21 protein-coding genes are annotated in these 26,518 nt (G+C 57.5%); 17 read left to right on the forward strand and 4 right to left on the reverse strand.

Annotated features, from left to right (window positions below; translation table 11 throughout):
• Positions 1-337: 337 nt before the first annotated feature.
• Positions 338-1,741, reverse strand: a complete 1,404-nt coding sequence (locus tag RISK_RS19630; RefSeq protein WP_047816023.1) for a DUF1552 domain-containing protein — start codon at positions 1,739-1,741, stop codon at positions 338-340.
• Between the two features lie 51 nt (positions 1,742-1,792).
• Positions 1,793-4,465, reverse strand: a complete 2,673-nt coding sequence (locus RISK_RS19635) for a DUF1592 domain-containing protein (RefSeq protein ID WP_047816024.1) — start codon at positions 4,463-4,465, stop codon at positions 1,793-1,795.
• A 669-nt stretch (positions 4,466-5,134) separates the two neighbouring features.
• On the opposite strand from RISK_RS19635, the gene RISK_RS19640 reads away from it, so the two are divergent.
• The 15 genes from RISK_RS19640 to trxA all read left to right on the forward strand — a co-directional run bounded on the left by RISK_RS19640 (position 5,135) and on the right by trxA (position 18,413).
• On the forward strand, positions 5,135-6,259 hold the full coding sequence (locus RISK_RS19640) for an SPFH domain-containing protein (protein ID WP_047816025.1): 1,125 nt from the start codon (positions 5,135-5,137) through the stop codon (positions 6,257-6,259).
• A gap of 59 nt (positions 6,260-6,318) precedes the next feature.
• A complete protein-coding gene (locus RISK_RS19645; protein WP_047816067.1) occupies positions 6,319-6,759 on the forward strand; it encodes an S-adenosylmethionine decarboxylase family protein in 441 nt (146 codons plus the stop codon).
• A 62-nt stretch (positions 6,760-6,821) separates the two neighbouring features.
• The gene (locus RISK_RS19650) at positions 6,822-8,339 is read left to right on the forward strand and encodes a DUF4178 domain-containing protein (RefSeq protein WP_083435063.1); all 1,518 of its coding nucleotides are present in this window, start codon (positions 6,822-6,824) and stop codon (positions 8,337-8,339) included.
• The gene (locus RISK_RS32680; protein ID WP_053061238.1) at positions 8,339-8,506 is read left to right on the forward strand and encodes a hypothetical protein; all 168 of its coding nucleotides are present in this window, start codon (positions 8,339-8,341) and stop codon (positions 8,504-8,506) included. The genes RISK_RS19650 and RISK_RS32680 overlap by 1 nt, the downstream gene beginning before the upstream one ends.
• Positions 8,507-8,613: 107 nt before the next feature.
• Positions 8,614-8,886, forward strand: coding sequence for a DUF350 domain-containing protein (locus tag RISK_RS19655; RefSeq protein WP_047816027.1), 273 nt, complete (start codon positions 8,614-8,616; stop codon positions 8,884-8,886).
• A 944-nt stretch (positions 8,887-9,830) separates the two neighbouring features.
• On the forward strand, positions 9,831-10,652 hold the full coding sequence (locus tag RISK_RS19660) for a flagellar hook-basal body protein (RefSeq protein WP_047816028.1): 822 nt from the start codon (positions 9,831-9,833) through the stop codon (positions 10,650-10,652).
• A gap of 40 nt (positions 10,653-10,692) precedes the next feature.
• Positions 10,693-11,499 (forward strand): flagellar basal-body rod protein FlgG, encoded by an 807-nt coding sequence (gene flgG / locus RISK_RS19665; RefSeq protein ID WP_047816029.1) that lies wholly within the window; start codon positions 10,693-10,695, stop codon positions 11,497-11,499.
• 6 nt (positions 11,500-11,505) lie between these two features.
• Positions 11,506-12,966: a flagellar basal body P-ring formation chaperone FlgA gene (gene flgA, locus RISK_RS19670; RefSeq protein ID WP_047816030.1), complete on the forward strand. Its 1,461-nt coding sequence runs from the start codon at positions 11,506-11,508 to the stop codon at positions 12,964-12,966.
• Positions 12,963-13,853 carry a flagellar basal body L-ring protein FlgH gene (locus tag RISK_RS19675; RefSeq protein ID WP_047816068.1) on the forward strand — a complete coding sequence of 297 codons (891 nt, stop codon included), beginning with the start codon at positions 12,963-12,965 and terminating at the stop codon, positions 13,851-13,853. The genes flgA and RISK_RS19675 overlap by 4 nt, the downstream gene beginning before the upstream one ends.
• Entirely contained in the window at positions 13,853-14,992 is a 1,140-nt protein-coding gene (locus RISK_RS19680; protein WP_047816031.1) for a flagellar basal body P-ring protein FlgI, read from the forward strand. The genes RISK_RS19675 and RISK_RS19680 overlap by 1 nt, the downstream gene beginning before the upstream one ends.
• Positions 14,993-15,078: 86 nt before the next feature.
• Positions 15,079-15,444 (forward strand): rod-binding protein, encoded by a 366-nt coding sequence (locus RISK_RS19685; RefSeq protein WP_047816032.1) that lies wholly within the window; start codon positions 15,079-15,081, stop codon positions 15,442-15,444.
• A gap of 108 nt (positions 15,445-15,552) precedes the next feature.
• The gene (locus RISK_RS19690; protein WP_047816033.1) at positions 15,553-16,056 is read left to right on the forward strand and encodes a hypothetical protein; all 504 of its coding nucleotides are present in this window, start codon (positions 15,553-15,555) and stop codon (positions 16,054-16,056) included.
• Between the two features lie 141 nt (positions 16,057-16,197).
• Positions 16,198-16,977, forward strand: a complete 780-nt coding sequence (locus RISK_RS19695) for a sugar phosphate isomerase/epimerase family protein (protein WP_047816034.1) — start codon at positions 16,198-16,200, stop codon at positions 16,975-16,977.
• 19 nt (positions 16,978-16,996) lie between these two features.
• Positions 16,997-17,836 (forward strand): NUDIX hydrolase, encoded by an 840-nt coding sequence (locus RISK_RS19700; protein ID WP_047816035.1) that lies wholly within the window; start codon positions 16,997-16,999, stop codon positions 17,834-17,836.
• A gap of 250 nt (positions 17,837-18,086) precedes the next feature.
• Positions 18,087-18,413, forward strand: a complete 327-nt coding sequence (gene trxA, locus RISK_RS19705) for a thioredoxin (RefSeq protein WP_047816036.1) — start codon at positions 18,087-18,089, stop codon at positions 18,411-18,413.
• A 127-nt stretch (positions 18,414-18,540) separates the two neighbouring features.
• Here trxA and RISK_RS19710 read toward each other — a convergent pair whose 3' ends face one another.
• Together RISK_RS19710 and RISK_RS19715 are read right to left on the reverse strand one after the other, a co-directional pair.
• A complete protein-coding gene (locus RISK_RS19710; protein ID WP_047816037.1) occupies positions 18,541-20,028 on the reverse strand; it encodes a DUF1501 domain-containing protein in 1,488 nt (495 codons plus the stop codon).
• Positions 20,025-23,285: a PSD1 and planctomycete cytochrome C domain-containing protein gene (locus RISK_RS19715; protein WP_102017635.1), complete on the reverse strand. Its 3,261-nt coding sequence runs from the start codon at positions 23,283-23,285 to the stop codon at positions 20,025-20,027. Before RISK_RS19715 ends, RISK_RS19710 begins: the two co-directional genes overlap by 4 nt.
• A gap of 325 nt (positions 23,286-23,610) precedes the next feature.
• On the opposite strand from RISK_RS19715, the gene RISK_RS19720 reads away from it, so the two are divergent.
• Entirely contained in the window at positions 23,611-24,129 is a 519-nt protein-coding gene (locus tag RISK_RS19720) for a gamma-glutamylcyclotransferase family protein (RefSeq protein ID WP_047816038.1), read from the forward strand.
• A gap of 250 nt (positions 24,130-24,379) precedes the next feature.
• Complete coding sequence (locus RISK_RS19725; protein WP_047816039.1) at positions 24,380-26,515, forward strand: carboxy terminal-processing peptidase; 2,136 nt, start codon at positions 24,380-24,382, stop codon at positions 26,513-26,515.
• The last annotated feature ends 3 nt before the right edge of the window (positions 26,516-26,518 follow it).

Below are 26,518 nucleotides of genomic sequence, written 5' to 3' on the forward strand. Positions count from 1 at the left end.
TGTAGGCCAGATCCAACCAGGCGTACAAGCAACAACGCTTTCGTCGCAGTCCGACGCGATCGCCAGACCGTCGCCGGATTCGCCGGACCGTAGCCGGATTCGCTAAGAATTCGGACCTGTTCCAACTCGAGCCTCTGAATTCTGGCGAATCCAGCTACCGCCAAATTCACGACCCGAACGCGTCAGCGAGGGACCACACTGAATTCTGGCGAATCCAGCTACGTAGGTGGCTTGGTCGATGCGCTGATGTCAGCCACACCGGGCGATTGGATCAAAACGGCTTCGCACGAGTTCGCAATGATTGCTCGGTGCAGAAGCCCTGAGATCACGATCCCCCTTACGACAGGTCCACTCGGCCAGTGCTGTCGCCGATTTGTTCGGCTGGCGTGCCGACGACGTCGAGCATGCTGAGGAACAAGTTCGCCATGGGGGTCTCTTCTGCGACTTGCAGGTACCGGCCCGTTTTGATCTGACCTCCGCCACCACCCGCCAAAATGATTGGCAGGTCATGGTGGGTGTGCCGGTTCCCATCGCCCAATCCGCTGCCGTAAAGCACCATCGAATTGTCTAGCAAAGTCCCGTCCCCTTCTTGGACCGATTCCATTTTCTCTAGGAAATATGCGAATTGCTCCACGAGATACTGATCGATCTTTTGGATCTTCTCCACGGTCTCCGTCTTGTTGCGGTGGTGGCTCAATCCGTGGTGAGCTTCCTTCACACCAATTTCAGGGTAGGTGCGATTGCCGCCGGCTGTGTCCAGCATGAATGTGGCGACGCGCGTGGTGTCGGTTTGGAAACCAACGACCATCAGGTCATACATCAACCGAGCGTGTTCACGGAACGCCGTGACGCGTCCCATCGGGACCTCCAAATCGGGCAGCGATTTGCGATCTTCCGCTTCGGTTTGCTCAATCCGAGTCTCAATCTCGCGAACGCTGGTGAAGTACTCATCCAGCTTGCGTTTGTCGGTCTTGCCAACTTGCTTCATCAAACGTTCGGCATCATCACGGACCACATCCAGAATGCTCGTCCGAGCCATCCGTTGCTTGCGTTCCAAGGCTGCGTCGCCGGAACCGAACATACGCTCGAACGCCAGCCGTGGAATGGTTTCCTGGGGCATTGGCTGCGATTCGTTTTTCCAGGAGATGTTCGAAGAGTACGCACAGCTGTACCCCGAGTCACAACTGCCTGCGTTGCGGCTGCCTTTCAATCCGAGTTCGATCGAAGGCAAACGAGTTTGTCCAGCAAGCGCTGTCGCGGCGACTTGGTCGAGCGAGATGCCGAGCCGAATGTTGCTGCTGGTTTTGACTGGCCGAGCCGCCGTCAAGAAGGTCGATCCACCACGAGCGTGGTCACCGGCACCATCTTTGCCAGCTCGTCCGTTCTCGTGGGCCAAATTCGAGATCACGTTGAGTTTGTCTTTGTAGGCTGCCAACGGTTTGAGCGTCTCGCCCATTTCCCAGTTGTCGCCATCCACTGTGGGACGCCATGAAGGCTGAATGACTCCGTTGGGAAAGAACACACAGGCCATGCGGACCGGACGCGATGCATCGGTGATTTGCAGCGTTTCCTTCGCCGCGTAAGCGCTTCGGCCAGCGGGCGTCATCGCCTCGAGCAACGGCAAACCGAGCGCCAGCCCGGATGCTCGTAGCATCGTGCGTCGACTCAATCGGGACGAGCCGATTTGAACGATGGCATTGGGTTGATTCGGAGCAGGGGGGACGTTCATCGAGTCTTTCATTTGACTTTCCTTAGTTCTGGCGAGGAGCCGTTGGCAGGCAGGAACGAACGATCAAGAGGCAGGGACACTGGTGGACAAAAACGGAGGGCTATTGATGACACCTTCCACGAGGTCTCCCAATCGGAAACCATCGCTCTGGGTGTCGTTCAGAATGGCTTCGACAAAGCAACGATCGGCAGGTCGCAATTCACGACCGATGGCGAACGAGAGCAATCGTCGAACGGTTGTATCGGCAAAACGTCGGCCTTCTGTGTTTGCCAACATTTCACTCAGTTCCATCGCGCCGCGGAAGGACCGGCCTCCCGGCAGCTCACCCGTGGCATCCGCCACCGAGGGGTCACTGGGCGGACGAAGTCGACCAAGGTGATCCATCGTCTCCAAACCAAATCCCAACGCATCCATCACACGGTGACAGGAGGCGCAACCAGGATCAGCACGGTGCAATTCTAACTGTTCACGCAAAGTCGCATCGGCCGAAGCCGCGCGGGTGGCTTCCAGCTCTGGAACGTTCGGTGGGGCTTCCGGTGGTGGCGTCCCCAACACGTTCTCAAGAATCCATTTGCCTCGCAAAACCGGTGAATTCCGAGTTGGATAGCTGGTCAGTGTCAGCACACCGGCGTGGCCCAAAATCCCACGTCGACCGGCATCCGCCAGAGAAACCTTTTGCAGCTTGTTCGCTTCCTGCGGATTCGGAAGCTCAACGCCATACCAATCCGCCAACGAATCGTTGACGAACGTGTAGTCCGCGGTCAGCAATTCCGTGACGGGCAAATTGTTCTTCAACACATGGTCGAACAACGCGTGCGTTTCGGCGGCCAAATGGTCGACCGTGATCGAAGGACCTTCTTCGTTGCCACCAAACGCTGCCATGTCGCGCGCGTTCAGGTTGCCCAAACCAAACCACTGAGTCGCAAATTGTTCACCCAGTGAATTCGACTTGGGGTCGTCCAGCATCCGGCGGATTTGATAGCGACGTTTGGACTCGTCAATCAACTCGTTTTGCTTTGCAGCGTTCAACAACGCATCGTCCGGGAGACTGCTCCACAAAAAGAACGAGAGCCGACTGGCCAACTGGGCCGAGGACAGCGGAACGGCCTCCCCCGATGCAGCCAACTCGCGGGCTTCCTCCGATTCAGGAAGTTCGATGCGGAACAGGAAACTCGGCGAACATAGAATCGCTGTGATGGCTTGTTGCATCCCCACATAAAAGGACTCTTGCCGGTCAGTCGCCCCTTCCACCAACTTCGCATATCGCGTGACCTCTTCGTCGCTGACTTCCCGACGAAACGCCCGTCGCATCAACGGTTCCAAGTTGACCTTGGCTGCCTTGGAGACATCTTCCCAACGATCGCCACGCTGGCGAGCCATGCGTGGGATCAGCTGTTTCTGCGTCGGTGGCAGATCCTGGCGAGTGTGCGCCGAGGGACCGTCGATCGAGACGGTTTTGAACTTGAAGTTGAACTCTTCGCTCGAAATCCGACGATCGATCTCGACCTTTTCGCCGGCGGGCAACACCGTCTTGGCGAGTTCTTCGTCCGTGAATGCTTGCACACGCTTGGAAATTGATTCGCCAAGTCGCCACGGATCTTTCCGATCTTCGGGCTTGGGCAACTCGTCGGCCCACGTGTCCGTCGGTGAAAAGAAAAACCGATGCTTGCCGGGCGTCAATGTTTTCCGAAACGACTCACCATCGGTCGGGCCGCTCTTTTCTTGGTAATTGAAATCCAGCACTTCAATCAAGCGTCCCTGCTCGTCGTGCACCATCACACAACGATTGACTTTGTCGTTGACGTCTTCCTTGTCGTCGTTGTCCTTGTCTTCGTCATCGATGTCGTCGTCCTTCTCATCCGACTCCTCGCCCAACTTCCGCAAAGCCGATCGGGTCAGATTCGTGCCCCCGCGAATGTCGAAGGAGTATTCGCCTTCAATCGGAACTTCGACTTCCACCCAAACCATCCCGTCGCCACGTATGAACCATTCGCCAAAGGAGGCCAGTTTGGCTTCACCGATTGTGTTCAGGGTCTGATCTGCAAACGTCTTTTTGAGCGAAGGAAGTGTGCTTGGATCAACGATCAGCGATGACGCAACGGACTCGCCCGCCTTCAGGTACTTTTCCATCAGCATCGTCGACAACGACAACACATCGGCGTTGTTGTCGAATCCACCGCCGACTTCATCGGACGGGAACTGATCCGCGGGACGCAAATCGACGCCAAACAAATCGCGAATCGCGTTGTTGTATTCGGCGCGGTTCAGACGACGTGCCGTCACGCGTCCAGGCTTGGGACGCAAATCACACGTCGCGTGATAAACCAAATCGTCCAACTGGTCGGCCAGTTCACGACGCTCTTCAACGGTTGGAAGCGCCGAGTCTTCCGGCGGCATCGCGCCAAACCGAATCATGCTGATCGAGTGCATCGCCAACTCACTGTTGTCGCGAACTTTTTCCGCGGTGCTGAGCAACGACAGATCGACCTCGGCTTCCTGATAATCGGCGTTGTGACAATCGAGGCAGAACTCTTCCAATTTCAGAAACCCAGTGGTTTCCCAATTGGAAGGATCAACCGTCAACGGTTCACTTGATTTCGATTCAGCGGGCTTGGACTCAGCGGGGGCGTCCTCGTCGGCTTTGGCTGGTGAAAAAGCCAACAAAACCAGTGCACTCGCGATCGATAACAACACGCGAGGCCATCGAGTTCCCGGCAGGATGCAATTGGATCTCATGGGCGGGGCGAGCGTTCCACAACCGAGCTGGATTGTCTCCAATCTCTCTCCGTTGGGCGGCTCAGTCGTAAAGGTAGGTGGGAGGGGTGAGGCAGGACCGCAAGCATTGTACGCAATCGCCCACTGCGGGCGATCAAAACAAGTCGCAGCACCCTTGATTGTAGCAGGTTGAGCAGGCTGACCGAAGAGCTTTCGCAAAATCGATGGAGAATTCAAATGCGTCGTTCCCAGCGTTTCAAGCGGCAATTCACTGAAAGTCAGGCCCCGAAAGGCCTCGCTGGAGAACATTTTCAACCGAACTGCCTCCGGACGCTGCTTTCATACTGAATCTGGTGGAGATCGGTTCGTCGCCGTGGCCTCCCGCTGGCCCCGATTTTCCACGCCAGTAAGACAGAAATCCAGCGTTTCCATGGGCCCACCGCGCCCTGAATTTGCCCCGGTGGAGCCCTTCAGATACTGGGACGGGTGTTCCGATTGTTGGGCCCCGCTCGTTGCTGATTGACTTTTCGCCAGCTCAGTCGCGGGCCCACGCCCCCAACGATGGACTTCGAACGCTAGAATTCCGCTACCAGGATTCCGTTCGGAGTTTGGGTTGGTCACCGTTTGACCCTGCCCCCCAACCGCCCTAGGCTTTGCAACGATTTCGAGACCGCACACAGGAGACGCGACGTGGGATTGTTTGATCTGATTCGTTCCGAGTTGATCGATATCATCGAATGGATCGATGACACACAACACACTTTGATGTGGCGGTTCCCTCGGCACGACAACGAAATCAAAAATGGGGCACAATTGATTGTCCGCCCCGGCCAAACCGCCGTCTTTGTTTACAAAGGCGAAATCGCGGACATCTATCCTCCCGGCCACTACCAACTGACGACGGACAACATGCCCGTCATGACGACGTTGCAAGGTTGGAAATACGGATTCAACAGCCCATTCAAAGCCGAAGTCTACTTCGTCAGCACTCGCCAACTCACCGATCTGAAATGGGGAACTCCCAACCCGATCATGCTGCGAGACCCCGAATTCGGACCGATCCGAATTCGTGCCTTCGGAACCTACGCGCTGCGTGCGGTGGATCCCAAAGCGTTGCTGCTGGAAGTGGTTGGCACCAACGGTGAATTCGGTGCCGACGACGTCAACGTGTTGTTGCGATCGATCATTCAATCGTCGTTTGCGGATCTGATCGGTTCGTCACAGATCGCAGCCTTGGATCTGGCCAGCAACTACGAACAACTCGCCGCCCAACTTCGCGAGCGCGTCGTTGAAAAGATCGACGACGAATATGGGCTGGATTGCCCGCAATTGTTCATTGTCAACATTTCTTTGCCCGAGTCGGTCGAGAAAGCTCTGGACACGCGAACCAGCATGGGCGTGATCGGAGACATGAACCGGTTCCAGCAGTTCCAGATGGGCCAAGCGATGACGTCCGCCGCCGAAAATGGTGGCGGCGGTGGAGCAGCCGAAGGCTTGGGGCTCGGACTTGGCGTCGCTATGGCCGGACGCATGATGCCGGGTGCCATGACGCCCGGTGCTGCAGCGCCCGCCGCGGGCCCCGCCGGTCCTCCACCACCTCCCGCCGCGACCGCTTGGTATGTGGCCAAAGACGGTGTCACACACGGCCCGTTCACTCCCGACCAAGTTCGTTCCGGAATCGGCAGCGGAGAAATGGGAGCCGAATCCATGGTCTGGGCAACTGGGATGAGTGGTTGGTTGATGGCCAAGGATGTTCCCGCCCTGGCACCCATGTTGGCCGCAGGCAGCCCGCCGCCTCCACCACCAGCCAACTGATCCAGGCACCTGAATCTTCACGGCCGCCGTGATGGAACAATGACAACGGAGTGAACTGCGTGCCCGCAACGCCCCTCAATGCACCAGAAAACGCGACAAAACAACGATCTGCGGCTGCGCCCTCGATCAGCGTCGGCGGCCAGTGGATCGTGGATGCATCCGGATGCGATTCGAAAACACTGCAGTCTCTGAGCACCATCCAGTCGGTTTGCCAGGACGTGATCGCAGCGCTGGAACTGAAAGTCATCGGGGATCCGCCAGCCCATGTCTTTGGTCCGCCACACGGCGTCACCGCGTTGTACCTGCTTTCCGAATCTCATCTGGCTGTGCACACCTACCCGGAACATGGCGTCGCCACATTCAACCTGGTCTGCTGTCGCGAGACGGCGGTCTGGGATTGGCAGTCGCAATTGCAGTCCCGTTTGAGCGCGGCCCACGTGCGAATCCGGCATCTCCGCCGAGGAGCCTGGGCAGAAGCAGGTGACGAGGTCAACGAATGAAGGTTCGCCGCGCATCATGCCCCGGTTGCGGGGCGCCCGTTGAATTCCGCTTTGGAAACTCAATGGTCAGCGTCTGCGAATTTTGCCACACCGCCGTCGCACGCGGCGACAAAGACATCGAGGACTACGGCAAAGTCAGCGACCTCGTCGAAACCGACTCGGTCGTCCAGCTTGGTTCCACCGGATCGTTTCGTGGCAAGCCGTTCGAAGTCATCGGCCGCGTTCAGTACGACCACGCCGCCGGCGGAGTCTGGGACGAATGGTACCTGCGATTCCCCGGTGACAAGATGGCTTGGTTGGCCGAGGCTCAAGGCCAATTGCACCTGACGTTTGAACGCCCCGTCCGCGTCAAATCACCGTTGCCCGACTTTGATTCGTTGTCGCTCGGACAAATGGTTCACTACGGCGGTCAAGACCTCACGGTCGCGGAGACCGGCGTTGCCAAAGCCCGCTCGGCTCAAGGTGAAATCCCCTGGCAATTCCGTCCCGGCGATGATCATCGCTACGTCGATCTGCAAGGTGCTGCTGAACCCGATGGAGGGGCCTGGTTTGCCACGTTCGATTATTCGCGTGGCGAACAACACACCTACGTCGGCCGCACCGTCACCCAAGAGAAGCTGAACCTGTCGACTCCTGATTGGCAGCCCGATCCGGGGTCGGGAACCATCGCGGTCGCCTCGCTGCACCTGAATTGCCCCAAGTGCGGAGGTTCACTCGACCTGCATGCTCCCAGAGAAACCTTGCGAGTCGGTTGCCAGCACTGTGGCGCCTTGCTGTCCAATGACGACGGACGCCTCAAACTGCTGACCATGCTGGAGAAGCGTGAACTGCACTCCTCCTTGCCGCTCGGCGTTCGGGGCACGATCCAGGGCACGGAATACATCGTCATTGGAATCATGGCTCGCTTTGTCCGCTACGCAGGCACCACCTACCCCTGGACCGAATACCTGCTGTATGCACCTGGGGTTGGCTTCCGTTGGTTGGTGGAAAACGATCGCCATTGGTCGTTTGTCCAACCCGTTACCGGTCACGCCATGGACCCACACTCGAACCGGATCCATCACGATGGCGATTCCTTCCGGATCTATGACCGCGCCACCGCGATCGTCCGCCACGTGATTGGAGAGTTTTACTGGAAAGTCCAGCAAGGCGATTGTGTCGAAACCGCTGACTTCATCGCCCCGCCGCGCATGCTCTCAATCGAAGACAGTTTCGCGGGCCAAACTCACGAGCGGATTGTGTCACTGGGCACCTACATGAAGCCAGATGAAATCGAAGCCGCTTTCGAGGTTGAGGATTTGACGCGTCCCTGGGGCGTGGGAGTCATTCAACCTCCACCGACGATTTCATTTGGAGTCTGGGTTGCTTGGGTGGCCTTTTGTTTTTACATGTTCATCATTTACCTGGGCAACCATCGACCATCGACATCGGCAACGCCCGCCGCCGATGGATGGATGCTGTTTTACGCGTTGTCATTTGTCTCCGCGATTCCGATCGGTTGCCTGGTGTTCAAATACAACTTCGAAGTCTCCCGTTGGAAAGACAGTGACTTCAGTCCCTATGCCAGCAGTGATGACTGATGAAATTACTCCGTCTCTATCTGATCCTTGGCACGCTCGTCTGCGCCTGGTATTCCGTGGCGGCCTTCAAAGGTTGGCAAGCCATCAACTTTGGCATTGTCGACAACATGGGCAGCAGCGGTGGCGGAGGCCGCGCGTACGGCGGGTCGTGGGGCGGCGGAAAATGATGCCATCCAGTTGATCCCTCGGCACGCAACAGTCGTCCCGCATCGGATGCCCCTTCAACGAACACTCGACCACTCATCGAACCAAACAAATCCAAAAGGCAGAAACCATGATTGATCACCTCCGCGGATTGGCACAGGCGACGGAAACGCTTCCCACCAGCACCGGTCTGGAACTGTTGCTGCAACACCTGGTCGCCGCTTGTGTGTTTTCCGTTGTTGGGATCGTGGTCTTCCTAGGCTGCCTGGTGTTGATGGAAAAACTCACACCGTTCTCGATCCTTCACGAGATTGGCGAAGAACACAACTTGGCCGTCTCGATCGTCGTCGCCGCCATTGTGCTCGGCATTTCAATCATCATCGCGGCGTCCGTCATCGGTTGAGCCATCTCGACACGCTTCTTCGCATCCCAATTCCGCGTCCAACCGCCACGCCAGCCATCCAGACATTGTCCCCTGTCCCCCCGAAACGCGTTTCGGGGGACAGGGCAAGCGTTGGGCTGCTTGAACTGAAGGGGCGACACGGAAAATACGGCGTTGGTTTCTGTTCTGCCCTGCACCCCAACGGGCAGCACCTCAGCAGGTCGGCAGGAATGATCAGGCATAATCATGTGAGTTAGCCTGGACTGCTTCACCCTCGTAGCAAGTGCGGCAAGCAAAGCGAGCGTCCAGCCGAAGAACCAATTCACCCTCTTGGCAGGAGGGTCGAGCAAAGCGAGGGGAGGTCGAACGCAAACACCCCCGTCCATTGAAAAGGTGAAATTGACAATTGCAAATTGCAAAACGACTTGCCACTCCCCTGTTCAACGCCGCCGCGCCAGCAAGTCGGCCGCTCGTAGGCCAGGTCCCACCTGGCACTGGTTCTTTGGGGACGCTCGAAAAAAAATGGTGGCGGGCGTTTGGTTTTCGCCCCGGATGGGGCCGTCGTGCTTAGCTCGGGGCGGAAGCCCCGAGAGACCGATGCCGAAAAACAAACGGTCGCCCCGGATGGGGCCGTCGTGGGAGTTGGGGGAGTCCCTCGCTCACGCGTCGGGTTGTGATGGGTGGTCTTGGCCGACTCTGACGGGCAAGAGTGCCCATCCTCCATGCGTTGAGGACTGAGTCGACAAGCCATCACCCTTTGGCGTTGTGATTGCGGATGCCGACTTTATTCCTGGATTGCACGGAGGAGTCCTCGTGGATCGCTCGGGTGGTCGCGCGACGCCGTTCAGGCGAACGCGACGGCTGAGGAACGAGTTCCGGAAGCACGGAAAACTCAACGCCTGGAACGAATTTGGACATTCGGTGAACTTTGGCTCAAGAATTGGGCTTGAGGTTGGCTCCTCCGATTGCGTACCCCCAAAGGAACGTCGAGCGGTTCGGCGGAAGCGGAGTCACGTGATCCAAGCGAGCGATCCATGCCTTACGGAGTCTATCTCTCTGCAGCGGGTGCCCAGGCACAAAATCATCGCCTGCAGCAGATCAGCCATAACCTTGCCAACGTCGACACGCCTGGTTTCAAACCCAGCGAAACGATCCTGCAGGCGCGGTTCTCGGAACTGATCGAAGAAGGCATGGTCTCCCCCGGCCTGGGCGGCGCCGACGACATCGGTGGTGGCGTCACCATCCAACCCGAACAGACTCAGTTCAGCGTGGGAGCGATTCGAACCACCGGCCGCGAAACGGACTTTGCGTTGCATGACAAAAAGAGTTTCTTTGTCCTGCAACGCGGCGATGAACAGCTGCTGACTCGGGCCGGTGACTTCCTGTTTGATTCCACTGGGACGCTGGTCAATTCCGGTGGCGATGCCGTCGTCGGAAAAGACGGTCGCCCAATCCAAATCGACCCCCGACTTCCGCTCAACGTTGGTCCCGAAGGCACATTCACGCAAGCGGGCGAGACTCAACAGTTGATGCTTGCTCAACCGGCCAGTTACGGCGACTTGGCCAACATCGGCGGCAACCTGTTTCGCCCCTTGGCCGGGTTCAATCTGGCTGCCGACAGCGATCGAAATGTCGTGGCCGGTTCGTTGGAACAATCCGCCGTCAGTCCCACCGGCACGATGATGGAAATGATTGAAACGTCGCGCGCCTATGAAGCCAACATTCAAATGATCAAGAACCAAGACAGCGTCTTGGGATCCTTGATCGGTCGCGTCCTCCAAGGCTAACCGCGATGCAGTTGTCGCTCTCTCACAAGGAAAATTTCGCATGAGTGTTCAAACGCTGTACACCGCCGCCACCGGCATGGAGGCGATGCAAACCAAACTCGATGTGATCGCCAACAACCTGGCCAACATCAACACGACCGGTTTCAAAAAGGACCGCGCCAACTTCGAAGACTTGTTGTATCGAACCGAGGTGTACCCCGGCGTGCAAGATGCAACGCAAACCCCCACCGCGGTCGGCACCCAAGTCGGCTTGGGAGTTCGCGTGACCAGCACGCAAACCGATCAACGGCAGGGCACCTTGCAACAAACGGGACGTGACTTGGATGTCGCCATCCAAGGCAGCGGCTACTTCCGTGTGGTGGATCCATCAAGCCAAGACACGATGTACACCCGGGCGGGCAACCTCGACATCAATGCGGATGGCCAATTGGTCATGGGGTCCGCGCAGGTCGGTCGTTTGCTCGATCCGCCGATCACGATTCCGAATGATGCCACCGCCCTCGTCATCACCAGCAACGGCGAAGTCATGACCCAGCAACCGGGGCAAACCGAACTGACCAACCAAGGCCAAATTCAGCTCGCCCAGTTCATCAACCCGGACGGGATGCTGAAGACAGGCGAAAATCTGTACATGGAAACAGACGCGTCTGGACCGGAACAAATCAACAACCCGGGAACCGACGGAATTGGTGTGCTTCGACAAGGAAACTTGGAAGCGTCCAACGTCGAACCGGTCCAAGAACTGATCGACCTGATCACGACCCAGCGGGCGTTCGAACTGAACAGCCAAGCGGTCCAGGCAGGCGATCAAGTCATGCAAAACATCTCTCAACTGCGACGGTTTTAAACCTTGATGGATTCGATCCCGAAAACGTCGTTCCGATCCGCCTTCGCAAGAGGGTGGTTGTTCGCGTGCGCAGCGGCGTGTTCGATTGGATTCTCCTTGCACCTGCCGGCACAAACACCGAGCGATGCCAACTCCATCGCCGACGCGGCGATGCGGACACCCTTCCATGGGGTCGACCCAAAGTTCAATCTCAATCCTGCACCGCGAATTTCGCCTGCCTCGATGCGGTCCTCCGACCAGCCCGAACAGCACGCAGGATTCCAGCCGACCAAGCCTCGTTCGAGCGGCCCACACAGCCAGACGATTGACGCGGACACACGTTGGCAATTCACCGCCATTGAAAACGCCAGCACGGATTCCCCTATCATCCGGCTCCGTGATGTCGTGCGTCCCTTGCATTCGAACATGGCGGCTTGGCCCCGCCTGGCCGATGCCACCGTGGGTCTGATGCCACTGGATGGAACGCCCGCCAGAATTTCTCGAGATCGATTGGCGGATTTGATCGTCGGCGGGCAAGCCACAGCGGGTCGCATCAAGATCTATGGGAATCCAACGATCTTGGTGCATGCCGTTCAGGACAGCAGTCCATCCCCAACGGGCAACACGCACTCCATGGCCGCACAACCCGTTTCGGCGTTTCGAGAGTCAATCGACAACACCTACGTTGCCCACGCGATGCTAGAAGCCCCGGCCGCCTCTGAATTCGCCTCTGCCCCAACCTCTGCCCCAACCTCTGCCCCGCAGGATGAATTGGATTTTGAAACGCGAGAGCGGCTCAGTCACTGGGTCCATCTCGGATTGAAAAACCAATTCCGCGACCTGTCCGACGCCTTTGACTACGAAGCCTTCTTCATTGCGCAGGAAGTGGGCCCGCTGACTGAAATGCAAGGCATTCGAGAGATTCGGTTCCTCGACCCGATCCCAACTTGGTCGGCCGAGAGTTCCTCTCCCACCACCTGCCGTGTCAAAATCGATGCACGCTCCAGGGTCGACGATTGCGAAGGCGTTGTCCGAGTCACCTTCACGCCCAAACCCGCCGTGGTCGTCGCGCGACGTCCGTTGCAACGCGGGCACCGAGTGGGTCCCGGTGACGTTCACTTGCAACCATCCCCCGTGACCGATCTTTCGGGCGACCAGGTCATGGACGTGAACGAAGTGATCGGGATGGAAGTCGTGGGGCTGATTCGAGCCGACGTGCCGCTTCGTCCGAGTGACTTTGCAGCACCACGATTGGTTCGCCGAGGTGACTTGGTCGAGGTTCAAGTGACCGGCGGCGGTATCCGCGTGACGACCACTGCCAAGGCTCTGGGCGACGGCGCCCAAAATGAACTGATCGAGATCGAAACACTCTCGCCCAAACGACGTCTGCTGGCCAAGGTCGTCGAACCGTCAGTCGTCGAAATCGTGACCCAGCCGAACCGCGTCCTCGCGAATCAACCCACTCGCAAATGGCAACCGCAACCATGACTTTCATGCCTCGCTCATTGGCCGCCACTGCGATGTCGTTGCTGTTCGCCAGCGGTATCGCCAGCGCTCAAAACTCTTCGTTGTTGCATGCCACGCCGCCGTGGATGCCCAACGCGCCCGCCAGTCGTCCCGGCATGGTGGCTCCCGCCAGCAACACACAAGCACGCGCGGTTCCCGGCGTGGGGGCGGACGCTGCCGTGATGCCACCGGAGTTCCTTCCACCGGGCATGGCAGAACGCGTCCCCAACGGTTCAGCAGCCAATGGCGGCGGTCCATCCGCTCCCAATCCGAACGCCGCCCAACCGGCCTACAACCAATCGCTTCCGCCTGCCGTTGGATTGGCAGGAGTCAGCTGGACGTACCAGCCCGCTCCTCCGATGCGAGCCTTTCGGATCCAAGACATCGTCACGATTCGGGTCGATGAAATCGCCCGCATGATGGCCGAAGGCGACACGGAAAAACGCCGCGTGTCGTTGTTCCAAGCCACCCTGGCGGACTGGATCAACCTTGGTAGCGGAGGTTTGATCCCCGACCCGCAAACCGAGGGTGACCCAACCGTGGACGCCCAAACCACCGCCAACTCACGAGCCGAAGCGTCGGTCGAATCGCGGGAATCGATGTCGTTCAACATTGCGGCTCGGATTGTGGACATCCGCCCCAACGGCAACTTGGTCGTGGAAGCTCGCAAGCAATATCGGGTCAATGACAACCTCTGGGAAACGTCGCTGTCAGGCATCTGCCGCGCCCAAGACATCGGGCCCGACAACGTCGTGCTCAGTCGTGACCTGATCGACCTTGAAATCAACAAACAAGACCAGGGCCAATTGCGAGACGGTTACCGTCGCGGATGGTTCCAACGTGCCTTTGATCGTTTGAAACCATTCTGATGAACAACCAATCCATTTCTCGAGCTCCATTTTTCTTCGCTGCGATCCTGTGGGTCGCCGCTTCGTGCGGTGTCTCCTCCTCGATGGCAGGTGGATTGAAACTGGGCGACCTGTGTCGCTTGAAGGGTCAAGAAACCAACACGCTGCAAGGCCTGGGTTTGGTCGTTGGCCTTCAAGGCACAGGCGATGGTGACGCCGCCCCCAAGGGTCGTGCGCTGGCTCGGATGATGCAGTTGATGGGTGGTCCCATGGCCGTGGACGCCGCCGGACGACTGAACATCGAAGACGTTGGCGACGCCAAGAACGTGGCCATGGTTTTCGTCAGTGCGACCATTCCAACGGTCGGTGCACAGCAGGGTGACGTGCTGGATGTGACCATCAATGCGATCAGTGCCAAAAGCCTTGACGGCGGTTACTTGATGCTGACCCCGATGCTTGGGCCTCGCGCCGACAACCCCACCGTGTACGGCATGGCCGAAGGGCGTGTGTCCGTGTCGGCGGATGCCCCGCCCACTTCGGCGAGTATCCAAGGCGGCCTGAAAATGGAAACCACCGTGCGAGCGTCCTACGTTGAAAACGACCGCATCACCTTGATCATCGACCGAGACTTCGCGGACTTCAACACCGCGCAACGGATCGAAGACGAGGTCAACAGTTTGACTTCCCTGACGATGGGTGACCGCAATGCTTCGCGTTTATCCAGCCCCAACCACAATGCCGGCGCCGACCTTCGCGAGCCCGCCCACGCGCGTGCCATCGATCAATTGCACGTCGAAGTCATGGTGCCGCCGCTGTACCGCGACAACCCGATCAAGTTCATCGCGTTCTTGTTGGACATCCCCATTCAGTTGGCCAATCGCAGCAAACGCGTTGTGATCAATGAAGCCGACGGCGTGGTGGTGATCGGCGAAGACGTTGAGATCGCACCGGTCTTGGTCACTCATCGGAACCTGCGAATCGAAGCCGGTGGCGGAGGCCAATTCGTCGAAGTCGGTCCGGACGGAACACCGTCGGCCGCCAAGCTCAAAAGTTTGGCGGATGCACTGGGCGCCTTAGACGTCCCCACGGAAGACTTGATCGCCATCATCAAAACACTGAAAGCGAAAGGTGACTTGTACGGCGAAGTCATTTTTCGGTAGAGACAACTGAGTCGTCACATTGACTGACACTCGGTTTTTGAGCCGCCCTCCCATCGCCGACTTTCGTTTCCGAGGTCGAACCTGCCATGTCACCGCTTTCGTCTTCCCGACTTTCATCCCTGCAAACACCTTCGTTGCAACTGGGGCCCAGTGCAGAATCGAAGTCCACCTTGGACGCCCTTTCAAACTCCTCGTCCAATGAGACGGGCACCGAAGAGGCGGAACCACTGAAGGAAGCCTTTGGCGATTTTGTCGGGCAAACCTTGTTCGGAAGCATGTTGTCGACCATGCGTGAATCGGTCGGCAAACCCGCCTACTTCCATGGCGGGCGAACCGAAGAGGTCTTCCAACAACAGATGGATCAGCACCTCGTGGCGGCCATGTCAGAAGCCTCCGCCGACACGATCGCCAATCCCATGTTTGAACTGTTTCAAATGCAACGTCGAGCTTGATTGAACCACCGGATCAGTACTCGCTCATTGCCATCCATCACTTGCATCCCCATCCGTCCCCAGCATCTTTTTTCTCAACCGTCTTCCATCTGAAATATGACCAACGCTATGTCTGCTCATGAATCTTGGACTCAACGGGTCTCCGATTATGTCGACGATCTGGTTCAAATCACCGAGGCGATGGACCTGATACTGGACGAAACTCGCGTCCGCACAATCGCCTTGCAGCCCAACCAAGTGGATGAATCCACTGTGAAATTGGCGGAAACGATTTCGCAATTGGAAGCCATGGTGGAACGCCGCGACGTTTTGCTTCGCGATCCCGAGGCCCCCGAGGCTGGGCTCAGCCTATCAGAGAAACTCCTGGCGTCTCGACGCATTGAGGACGCTCGCCTGGCACGACGCTGCGGCGAAGCGGCGGAGCAAATCAAAACCACACACCAACGCGCCAATGCGTTGTTCGTGTGCCAGTACCACCTTTCGCAGTTTCAATCCGAGATGCTCGACCGATTGGCTGGCGTTGCCGCCCCCCCCACCTACGAAAAACCCAATGCCAAGGGTGGTCAAAAATCAAACCGCGGTGGTGGGGAACTGTTCAACGAAGCTGCCTGAAGAAGCCGCTCAAAACGAATTGACATGGTGACTCTGCGAAGACTACACCAGTGACGCAGGCTTTCCTGAATAGGTAAACTTGTCGTGGTCCCACCGTGCGGCCACTGACTTCATTGATTTTTTTGTTGAAAGGATTCCCACGTGTTTGTTGCTGCTTCGACCCGATGCTGGCCAGACCTTGAATTGCAGGCCTCGATCGAACTGCTTCAGGATTTGGATTTCACCGCGATTGAGATCGCGATTCATGAATCGTCCGCTCACTGCCGTCCCAGTGACGTGTTGAGCGATGAAGACCGCGGCATTCAGTTGCTCCGGCACACCCACCGTTTAGAAATCAGTGGGTACAGCGTCGAGTTGGACTCCACCGGCGAACAACACTACACCGATTTTGAAGGCATTTGCCGGATCGCGAAGGCGACCAAAGTCGTCAACATCGCAGTGCCCTCCAGCGAAAAAGGCACCCCGTTCAACGAGGAAGTGGAACACCTGCGGCGATTGGTTGCCATCGCGGAAGGCGAAGGCGTGCGAGTCAACGTGCGGTCGATGCTGGGCTGCCTGAGCGAAGATCCCGACACGCTGCTGGTGCTTTGCAACAATGTCGATGGGTTGGGCGTGACGCTCGATCCCAGCGTGCCCTTGGTGGCCGCTCATGAAAATCCCGCTGCTGGCAAGACAATGGCCGGTGGAAAGGGCTTCGATCAAATCCTGAAGTTCGTCCACAACGTTCACCTTCGCGACACCCGCAAAGACGCTTTCCAAGTCAGCGTGGGCCAAGGCGAAGTCGATTACGGCAAACTGGTCACCCAACTGGAACGTGAAAAGTACACCCGTGCGTTGACCGTCGACATGACACCGATGGAAGATTACGACCACCGCGTGGAACTTCGAAAACTGCGTCGCTTGCTCGAAACGTTGATCTAAGCCACGCGACTTCACCCCCATGTCTGATCGCGTCCTGTCGCGATCCCCCCGGCCCACGGAGGTTTCGGTGCTGAGCCCCCAATCGACTTCCTGGACGACCGAACTTCCAACCGATGCCGACCAATTGGCCGATGGGCTGACCCGACATCTGCTGCCGAATGATTCGACGCCATCGACCACCCAGGCCCTCCCACCGTGGTCGCTCAATCGAGATTTTCGATGTGTGATGGCGCCGCATTTGGCATACGGTCGACACCGTGGCCCTCACCGTTGCCATTCGCGACACGCGGCTGTCGCGGTTTGCTTGTTCCAAGATCCCACCACGGGTTCATGGATGATTCCGTTGACCCGGCGTCCCACGACACTGCGTCATCATGGCGGCCAAATCTGTTTCCCCGGTGGCCGGATCGAACGCGGAGAAACTCCCTCGCGTGCGGCCCTGCGTGAGTTTGAAGAGGAACTGGGCGGCCCCGCTCACGTTCACCGATGCTGCGGTGATTTGCCGCGGCAGTACGTTTACGCCAGCGATAATTTGGTCACCCCGATCGTGTTCGTGATCGATCCGCCGGCCCCCGATTGGCACCCCGATCCCGCGGAGGTGGACGAAGTCATCGACTTCCCGATCGAAGCCGTTTTGAATCCCACGCAAGACGCGACCTCCCGGCAGTCGCAGGCTGAGAAAACATGTCAAATTGACATGATTCAGCAAACCAAATCACTGCGTTCAGGAATCCACCCGGACTGCGTCGCCGGCCACCTGACCTTCGCGGTGCCCGCATTTCGGCATGGTTCGGTGAATGTTTGGGGAGCCACTGCCATCATTCTGGGCCAATTGGCCCAGGCTTTGCATTCCCTTTAGCCTCCAGCCACTCCCATCGTTCAGATTCCGCTGGATCCCATTTGGCGAGACATTCTGCAAAACGGTCATTTCACTAAGAGAGACGGCCCCCTCCGGAAAACCGCATTTCGGCCGCGTTTTACCAATCAACTCGTCCTGAGCGGCAGGTTGTCCCACCGACTCCAAATCAACCGTTAGGCAAATTGACAGTTTCCCGACGGTTCCTAAAATCACTCTTCCAATAACACCGTAACGTTCAAGGACCTTGGCCATGGCCTCAGAAGCAGTCAAAGAATTCAACGACGACAATTTCGATTCCGAAGTCCTCCAAAGCGACGGCCCTGTGCTGGTCGATTTCTGGGCTCCATGGTGTGGTCCTTGCCGTCAAATTGCCCCCATGATCGACGAACTGGCTTCCGAGAATCCTGGCGTCAAGATTGGCAAAGTCAACATCGACGACAACCCAGGTGCCGCTCAGAAGTTTGGCATCAACAGCATCCCGACTTTGTTGCTGTTCAAGAACGGCGAAATCGCGGACACCTTCGTTGGCGTTCGCCCCAAAGCCGCTCTGCAAGACGCCCTGACCTCGGTCAGCTGAATTCAAAACCGAATTCAACTTGAACCATTCGATTCACCTCGCGTTCCTTTCGGGCCGCGAGGTTTTTCAATGCGCTGGTCCTGAGCGGGAAAGCACGGTGGGGCACACCGTTCGACTCCGCCTTCGCTCACGCCAGAATATCGTTCACCAATTCGCCGTGCACATCGGTCAATCGATAGTCTCGGCCCTGGAAACGATAGGTCAGTTGTTTGTGATCAAATCCCAGCAGATGCAAGATCGTGGCGTGCAAATCATGCACGTGCACCGGGTTCTCCGCGACATCGAAACCGAGTTCATCCGTCTGCCCGTAAGCCAAACCGGACTTCAATCCACCGCCAGCCATCCACATGCTGAATGAGTTGGGATGATGATCGCGACCGTCATTGCCACCTTGAACCATGGGGGTCCGACCGAACTCACCGCCCCAAATCACCAGCGTCTCATCCAGCATGCCTTGCTGCTTGAGATCTTTGACCAACGCGGCGCAAGCCTGATCGGTATCGGCACAGTTCCGCTTCAAGCCTCCCGTCAAACCACCGTGCTGATCCCATGATTCATGGAACAGTTGCACAAAGCGAACACCCCGCTGAACCAAACGGCGAGCCAACAAGCAATTGTTCGCGAAGGACATTTTGCCAGGCTCGGCACCGTACAACTTCAGGATGTGCTCCGGTTCCTTGGCGAGCGACATCGCCTCAGGTGCACTCGATTGCATCCGGTAAGCCATCTCATAGCCGTTGATGCGGGTCGCAATTTCAGGGTCCCCGACCACATCCAATCGCCTCCGGTTCAACTCGTTGACCGCTTGCAGCGAATGACGCTGCGACCAATCGCTGATGCCAGGCGGATTGGACAGGTACAGCACCGGATCGCCACTGCTACGGAACTCCACCCCGGAATGCAACGAAGGCAGGAAGCCTGAATTCCAATTCCCAGACCCGGCACTGGGGCCCTTCTGCCCGCTGTTGAAAACGACAAAGGCAGGCAGATCACGCGATTCGCTGCCGAGTCCATAAGTGGTCCAGGCCCCCATGCTGGGTCGTCCAAATTGCTGGGACCCCGTGCTCATCATCAACTGCGCAGGAGCATGGTTGAACGCGTCGGTCTTCATCGAGCGGATCAGACAAATGTCGTCGAGCACACCGCCGGTGTGAGGCAGTAATTCACTGATCGGAGTTCCAGCCGATCCCTTCTTTTCAAATTTGAATTTCGGTCCCAACAGTTTGGAGTTCGGATTGATGAACGCCGCTCGGTAACCGTCCAGCAATTCAGGCGGCGGCAGCGTTCCATCGAGACGCTCCAAATCCGGTTTGTAGTCGAACATTTCAAACTGGCTGGGACCGCCGCCCATGAACAACAAGATCACATTCTTGATTTTCGCGGGAAAGTGCGGGGCTTTGGGCGCCATCGGATCCACCTGGGACCGGTCCGTCTCGGCGACGCCCAATTCACCGGCATCGGCCATCAAGGACGTCAGCGCAATGTGGCCCAAACCGAGACCGCATTGCTGCAGGAACCAACGTCGCTTCATCAAATCCAACCCCTGCGCGAAGTGCGAGGGATTGGTGAAGTCAGAAGGGGCGGATTGCAAGAAAGGCATGTTGAAAGACTTCATGATTTGGTGATCGTTTCGTCCAGGTTCAAAATCGTTCGACTGACCGTCATCCAGGCCGCCAATTCAGCCGCCTCGAATCCGGTGAGTTGCTGGCACAATCCTGCGGGGACACCCAATAACTCCGGCAGATTCAAATTTCCGTCGGCAATGTGGTCGCGTTGTTGCTGAAGCAAACGCAGCAGGATTTGAACTTCCTCGGCATCGGGTTCGCGACTGGTGCACCATCGAAACGCAACCTGAATTCTTTGAGCGTCATCGGCGGATGCTTCCCGCAGAATACGTGCCGCCAAAGCTCGTGCCGCATCGACAAATTGAGGTTCGTTCATCAACACCAGCGACTGCAACGGTGTGTTGCTTTGCTCGCGACGAACACAAGCCGCATCGCCCTTGGGTGCATCGAAGACTTGCAGCGGCGGGTAGGGAACGCTGCGGTACTGATGCACGTACAGACTCCGGCGGTATTGGTCGGACCCTGTCGACGTGTTCCAGATCTTGGGCCCGTAGCTGGTCGGTGGTTGAAACAAAAACCCTGGGGCCGGCGGGTAAATGCTGGGGCCACCGACGGACGTGTTCAGCAAACCACTGACGGACAGCGCCAGATCGCGAATCATCTCCGCTTCCATGCGGTGTCGTGGCCCGCGTGCGAGCCACTGATTGTCGGGGTCATCTCGCCAGGCCTGATCCGGGACCGTGGACGATTGGCGGTAGGTTGCCGAGTCAACAATCAAGCGATGAATGTGCTTCAACCGCCAGCCATTTTGCATCAGTTCGGTGGCCAAGTAGTCCAACAACTGAGGGTGACTGGGAGCGGCGGATTGAAACCCAAAGTCCTCCGGCGTCGAAACCAAACCGCGACCAAAGTAGGCCTGCCAGATTCGGTTCACAATCGCGCGCGCGGTCGTTGGCGAATCCTTGGACACCAACCACTTGGCGAATCGCAGACGGTCCGGTGCGTCATCGCTTGGCATCTCGTGCAAAAAATCGGGAGCGTTGGGCTGGACCGGGTCGGTCGGATTCAAGAAGTCTCCACGCGCGAACACAAACGTCTCGCGAGGGTGCTGAGTGGCTTGTGCGACAAGCTGGGTCGTTGTTTGGGGGAACTGTTGCCACAGCGATTCCACCTGGGCATCAAGCGTCAACAATTCCTTTTCGATCGCTGTCGTCGATGGGTCGTCATTGCTGGACGGGTCATCACTGTTCGCCGCGTCATCGTTCTTGGATGCGTCATCGTTCTTGGGTGCGGCGGTCGCCAGCGAACGATGCCATGCCGTGAATGCGAGTTGGGCTTGGGAACTCGTCCAATCATTGGGATCCATTGCCAAAACGGATTCCGCTTCGGTGGGAACCGAGGAAGCAGGCAATTCAGCCGCGTCGGTGATGCTGACGCGATAACGTCCGATCAAGAAGTTTTGATTGTCGTCGCTGTTCCAGCCCCCGTGCTTTTGCACCAGCGTGAACGTGACTTCGGCTTGGTCGTTGATCGTGACGGGGGTTTCGGGAACGAACACGATGTGGCGAGATTGGTTGCTGCGTCCGGGCCCGATGTCCGTGGTCCACGCCGTGGCTTCGTCACCATCGATTGCGTATTCCGGCGGTCCCACAACCCGTTTGTCCTGTTCGGGATCACGATTGCGGTATTGCGGCTTCAAGGTCCGCCGCGACGGATTGGCATCGCTGAACGCACGATGAAACTTCACCCAAACGGCCGGCTTGGGATCACCCTTCTCATCTTTGGTCAGCGGGGTGATCTTGAGTTTGAATTCGGACAATGCCCCCGTGCCATCAATGCTGCGACCGGGGCCACCCCGAGGCAACTGCGGGTGCGTGAGCGCGTCGAGCCGAACCGCGGTGATTGTGCCCACGTGAGTTTCCAGCGTGAAGTCGTTGCTGACTTTCGTGGGTGCATAGCTTTCGCTGACAATCGATCCATCTTCCAAGACGTTGAATTTCTGGCCCTCGAACGGAACCTGGGTGGGATGCAACACTTGCCAGGCGACGTTGTTGCCAGGTCGCGACCGAGCCCACTCAGCCACCTGCTCACGCCACTCAGGATGTTCGCGTTGAAACACCTTTTCAGCCGCTTCGATCGACGCCAACACTTCGTCGCGTTGTTTCGTTTGCTCGGGTGTGAAGACGGTGATGCAGGCTTCATGAAAATCATTCAGGGCCGCGAACATTTCGTAGTATTCGTGGTGACTGATCGGATCGTATTTGTGCGTGTGACATTGGGCACACTGGGTGGTGATGCCGAGCACTGCCTTGCCGATCACATCCATCCGATCGAACATGCCTTCGATGCGAAATTGTTCGGGGTCGGCCCCGCCTTCTTCGTTGGTCATCGAGTTCCGCAGAAACCCGGTCGCGACGCGTTGACTTTGCGTGGCACCGGGCAGCAGATCACCGGCGATCTGTTCCAGGATGAATTGGTCGTAGGGCATGTCTTGGTGCATCGCATCGACGACCCAGTCACGATAGAACCACACATTGCGTTGCATGTCCTTTTCGTAACCCGCTGAATCCGCGTAGCGTGCCGCGTCGAGCCACCAACGCGCCCAACGCTCACCGAACGAAGTGGATTCCAGCATGCTGTCGCTGAGTTGCTGCAACAGCAACTCGGGATCATCCGACGAGGCGAGTTGATCCAACGTTTCCAGCGTGGGAGGCAACCCCGTCAGATCCAAATGCAATCGACGCGTCAACGTTGCGATGTCGGCGGGCTGGTTGGGGGAACGCTGGGTGGCTTCCAATCGCGACAGCACAAATCGATCGATGTCGTTGCGGCACCACTGCGAATTGGAAACGCTCGGTATTTCGGGAACACGTGGCGGAACGTACGCCCAATGCTCTTCATAAATGGCCCCCTGATCGATCCACCGCTGAATCGCGATTCGCTCCTCGTCTGTGATTGTCTTGCCAGTGCCGGGTGGTGGCATGACCAAATCAGGATCATCACTGGTGATCCGCGCCATCAACTCGCTGGCATCGGCGTCGCCGGGATCGATTGCCCCACCTTCGATCGCTTCGGCCCGCAGATCCAATCGCAGACTGGCTTCTCGGGTGGATTCATCGGGTCCGTGGCAAAGAAAGCACTTGTCCGACAGCACGCTGCGAATGTCTCGATTGAATGAAACCTCGTCGGCAAAGGTCGGCCGAATTGCGGATCCCAGTGACCACACCATCCCCACAAGCAAGACTGGCAGGGAAGTTCGACAGCAAGCGCTTCGAAGACAAAACGATTCGGCAGCCATTGGCTTCATTCAATTTGTTCGGCGGGACCAACCAAGATCCGCTCGCTGTGATCGCACCTAACCGACCGCTGACAAGCGAACGGGCAAGGGTGCTCCAGCAAGTGAAGTCTCGTCGGCGACAGTTCCGCCATCGCGGGTGGGCAGGGGAGGGTGCTGAGACAGCAACGGAAGGGGATCCCCCATTGTATCAGCGATGAATCCCGCCTGCCAAAATGAACCGATTCCTTTTCAAAGGCCCGTTCCAGGAACAAGGCAGCCCTGGGAGAATGCAGCGAGTTCATGCCCGACGCCCTTCCGCATGGCCATTCCCTTCGTTGATACAAGTTCGAACCGAATGAATCCGATTTCCTATGCCGGCACGATCCCGGAGAACCCCGACGAGGTGGTTGTTTACTTTGTCTACGGGACGCTGTGCCGAGGTCAGTGCCGGCAACATTGTTGGCCGATCACCCCGCTGGGCGTTCACCCGGCTTGGGTACAGGGGACCTTGTTCGGCCGAGCAGACTACCCAGCCTTGCGACCGGGAAACCAGCGTGTGGGCGGCGAATGTTGGTTCTTTTCGAAGCCAGACGCTGAGCGAGTGACTGCAGTCCTGGATGAAATTGAGGTGACAAATCAACCGGGACACCCCAATTTGTACGACCGCGTTGAATTGCAAGCCAATCTGGTCGCACCATCCCATCTAAAACCAGTCAATCAATTTGGTTTGCCGCAAACCTGGGTGGCGTCCGCCTATCACTACGCCACCGATCCGCTGCGGGACGGGTTCGATCGCTTGACCGAGCGGGAGACTGGAAATGGAAAAATAGTCGTTTGGCCGCCAGAAAAATGGCGATCATGGCGTGACCTTTGAACCACCGGCGGTGTTCAACCGAATTAACAAGGTGAAATCAGCCGCCCCCTGCTTGAGATCGTAGGTCGTTCCGAACGCCACAAGCGGGACCAGGTCCTGTTGGGACATTAGGAAATCAAGGTTGCCGTTTTTTCGCCACACTCCTAACATCGAACTGGACGGACGCGCGCAAGCTGCCTGAATGCCCTATTTTGGTATGCACGCATCCCTCCAACCTCTGTCGGTTTTTCCTTTTACCCGATCGTGATCTATGTCGTTTCGTCAAATCCTTCCCGTCGCGTTCCTCGCGGTGGGGTGCATTGGTTCCACCCCGCTTCAACAACCCGCCGTTGCGCAGGAACAAGTCGTCGAGCGGGCTGCAGCGGAACAAGCCGCTCCTCCGCAGCCCACGCCTCAGGACAAAGTGATCGCGAAGCTGATCGCCAAACTGATGCCGAGCAATCATGTTTCGGGCCGAGAACTCAATGACGAAATCAGTCGTCGAGCTTTGGATTTGTTTCTCGAATCCTTTGACCCGATGAAGCTGTATTTCTTGCAGAGCGACGTCGACGAATTCAAACGTTACTCCGAAGTGGTGGACGACCAAGTTCGCTTGGGCGACCTCAGCTTGGCCTATTACATCTACGGCCGCTTCACTCAACGTGTGGATGAACGCGTTGCCGTGGTGATGGAATTGCTCGACAGTGACTTTGATTTCACTCGCGACGAACAAATCATCATCGACCGCGACGCCACCCAATTCGCTCGCAACGCGGATGAAGCCCGCGACCGCTGGCGTCGTCAGATCAAATTGGCGCTGTTGGATTTGCGGAACGAAAAATCGGACTCCAAAGACGACTCAGAAGCCGATGAACCCGAGTTGACCAAGGAAGAAATCACCGCTGACGCCAAGGATCAATTGCGTCGCCGCTACGCACGTTACGCTCGCCGTTGGAAACAAACCAGCTCCGATGATTTGTTGGAACTGTTCCTCACCTCGGTGACCAACGGTTACGACCCACACTCGACTTACATGTCGCCTGCGACGCTGGAAGACTTTGCGATCAGCATGCGTCTGAACCTCGATGGCATCGGTGCCTCCTTGGGCGAAAAAGATGGCAACACAGTTGTGCGTCAAGTCATCCCAGGCGGGGCGGCTGATTCGCACGGCAAACTGAAACCAGATGATGTGATCGTCGCCGTTGGCCAAGACGCCGAAGGCGAGATGGTCGACATCGTGGAAATGCCACTCAAGGAAGTCGTCAAGCTGATTCGTGGTCGCGCTGGCAGTGTCGTTCGCTTGGCCGTTCGCCCCGGTGGCACAGGCAACGAAGAGATTTTCAAAATCGTTCGCGCCCGCATTGAACTCGAAGACTCCGCTGCTCGCGGCGAAGTGATCGATCACGAAATGCCAGGGCAGGGAAAAATCAAGCTTGGCTACATCAATCTGCCCAGCTTCTACATGGACATGGAAGCCGCTCGTCGCAACGAAATTGACTACCGCAGCAGCACCCGTGACGTCGAACGAATCCTGCGAGACTTCAAGGAACAAAACGTCGGTGGCGTGGTCCTCGACTTGACTCGCAACGGTGGCGGTAGCTTGACCGAAGCGATCAGCCTGACCGGATTGTTCATCGATCGTGGCCCTGTGGTTCAAGTCAAGAACTCAGACGGGTCGGTCCAACAATACGCAGACGACCAAAGCGGCACCGTTTGGGATGGCCCCTTGGTGGTTGTGACCAGCAAACTGAGTGCGAGTGCCAGCGAAATCTTCGCCGGTGCCATCAAAGACTATCATCGCGGGATCGTCGTCGGAGACCCGGCCACCCACGGCAAGGGAACCGTCCAAACGCTGATGGACATCGGGCAAAGCCTGTTCCGCAGCAACAATGCCAACTACGGGGCTCTCAAAGTCACGTTGCAACAGTTCTATCTGCCCGACGGTGAGAGCACTCAGCTCAAAGGCGTCGAAGCGGACTTGGTGCTGCCCAGCATGACCAGCAAACTCCCCGTTGCCGAAGGCGACCTCGAATACGCGTTGGAATTCGACAAGGTCCCGTTGGCGAAACACAACCTGTACGCGATGACGCCAGACAGCCTGCTCAATCAAATGCGAATCAATTCGGCAAACCGAGTCCAACAGGACAAGGAATTCAGCGAGCTGATGCGTCGGATTGAACTCTACGTTCGCGAAAAAGACCAGAAGAGCATTTCGCTGAACGAAGAAGAGTTCCTGCGTCGCCGGGCCGAACGTGAAGCCCAAACGGAAGCCGAAGAAGAGGAACTCGATGATGTTCTCAACAACGAGGAGATCTTCCGTGACACGTATTACAACAAAGAGGTCATGAACGTGGCCCACGAATACGTGACCGGACTGCGTTCGCAGAACTTGGCTGTTGCAAAGTAGCCG

Origin of the sequence: Rhodopirellula islandica (assembly GCF_001027925.1) — a bacterium.
Taxonomy (GTDB): Bacteria; Planctomycetota; Planctomycetia; order Pirellulales; family Pirellulaceae; genus Rhodopirellula; species Rhodopirellula islandica.

Bases quoted from the DNA above. Each gene is read 5' to 3' on its own strand.
- RISK_RS19650 (WP_083435063.1), top strand. From the start codon at position 6,822: ATGGTCAGCGTCTGCGAATTTTGCCACACCGCCGTCGCACGCGGCGAC.
- RISK_RS19675 (WP_047816068.1), top strand. From the start codon at position 12,963: ATGACTTTCATGCCTCGCTCATTGGCCGCCACTGCGATGTCGTTGCTG.
- flgA (WP_047816030.1), top strand. From the start codon at position 11,506: ATGGATTCGATCCCGAAAACGTCGTTCCGATCCGCCTTCGCAAGAGGG.
- RISK_RS19680 (WP_047816031.1), top strand. From the start codon at position 13,853: ATGAACAACCAATCCATTTCTCGAGCTCCATTTTTCTTCGCTGCGATC.
- RISK_RS19715 (WP_102017635.1), bottom strand. From the start codon at position 23,285: ATGAAGCCAATGGCTGCCGAATCGTTTTGTCTTCGAAGCGCTTGCTGT.
- trxA (WP_047816036.1), top strand. From the start codon at position 18,087: ATGGCCTCAGAAGCAGTCAAAGAATTCAACGACGACAATTTCGATTCC.
- RISK_RS19725 (WP_047816039.1), top strand. From the start codon at position 24,380: ATGTCGTTTCGTCAAATCCTTCCCGTCGCGTTCCTCGCGGTGGGGTGC.
- RISK_RS19655 (WP_047816027.1), top strand. From the start codon at position 8,614: ATGATTGATCACCTCCGCGGATTGGCACAGGCGACGGAAACGCTTCCC.
- RISK_RS19685 (WP_047816032.1), top strand. From the start codon at position 15,079: ATGTCACCGCTTTCGTCTTCCCGACTTTCATCCCTGCAAACACCTTCG.
- RISK_RS32680 (WP_053061238.1), top strand. From the start codon at position 8,339: ATGAAATTACTCCGTCTCTATCTGATCCTTGGCACGCTCGTCTGCGCC.
- flgG (WP_047816029.1), top strand. From the start codon at position 10,693: ATGAGTGTTCAAACGCTGTACACCGCCGCCACCGGCATGGAGGCGATG.
- RISK_RS19635 (WP_047816024.1), bottom strand. From the start codon at position 4,465: ATGAGATCCAATTGCATCCTGCCGGGAACTCGATGGCCTCGCGTGTTG.
- RISK_RS19700 (WP_047816035.1), top strand. From the start codon at position 16,997: ATGTCTGATCGCGTCCTGTCGCGATCCCCCCGGCCCACGGAGGTTTCG.
- RISK_RS19690 (WP_047816033.1), top strand. From the start codon at position 15,553: ATGTCTGCTCATGAATCTTGGACTCAACGGGTCTCCGATTATGTCGAC.
- RISK_RS19720 (WP_047816038.1), top strand. From the start codon at position 23,611: ATGAATCCGATTTCCTATGCCGGCACGATCCCGGAGAACCCCGACGAG.
- RISK_RS19630 (WP_047816023.1), bottom strand. From the start codon at position 1,741: ATGAAAGACTCGATGAACGTCCCCCCTGCTCCGAATCAACCCAATGCC.
- RISK_RS19710 (WP_047816037.1), bottom strand. From the start codon at position 20,028: ATGAAGTCTTTCAACATGCCTTTCTTGCAATCCGCCCCTTCTGACTTC.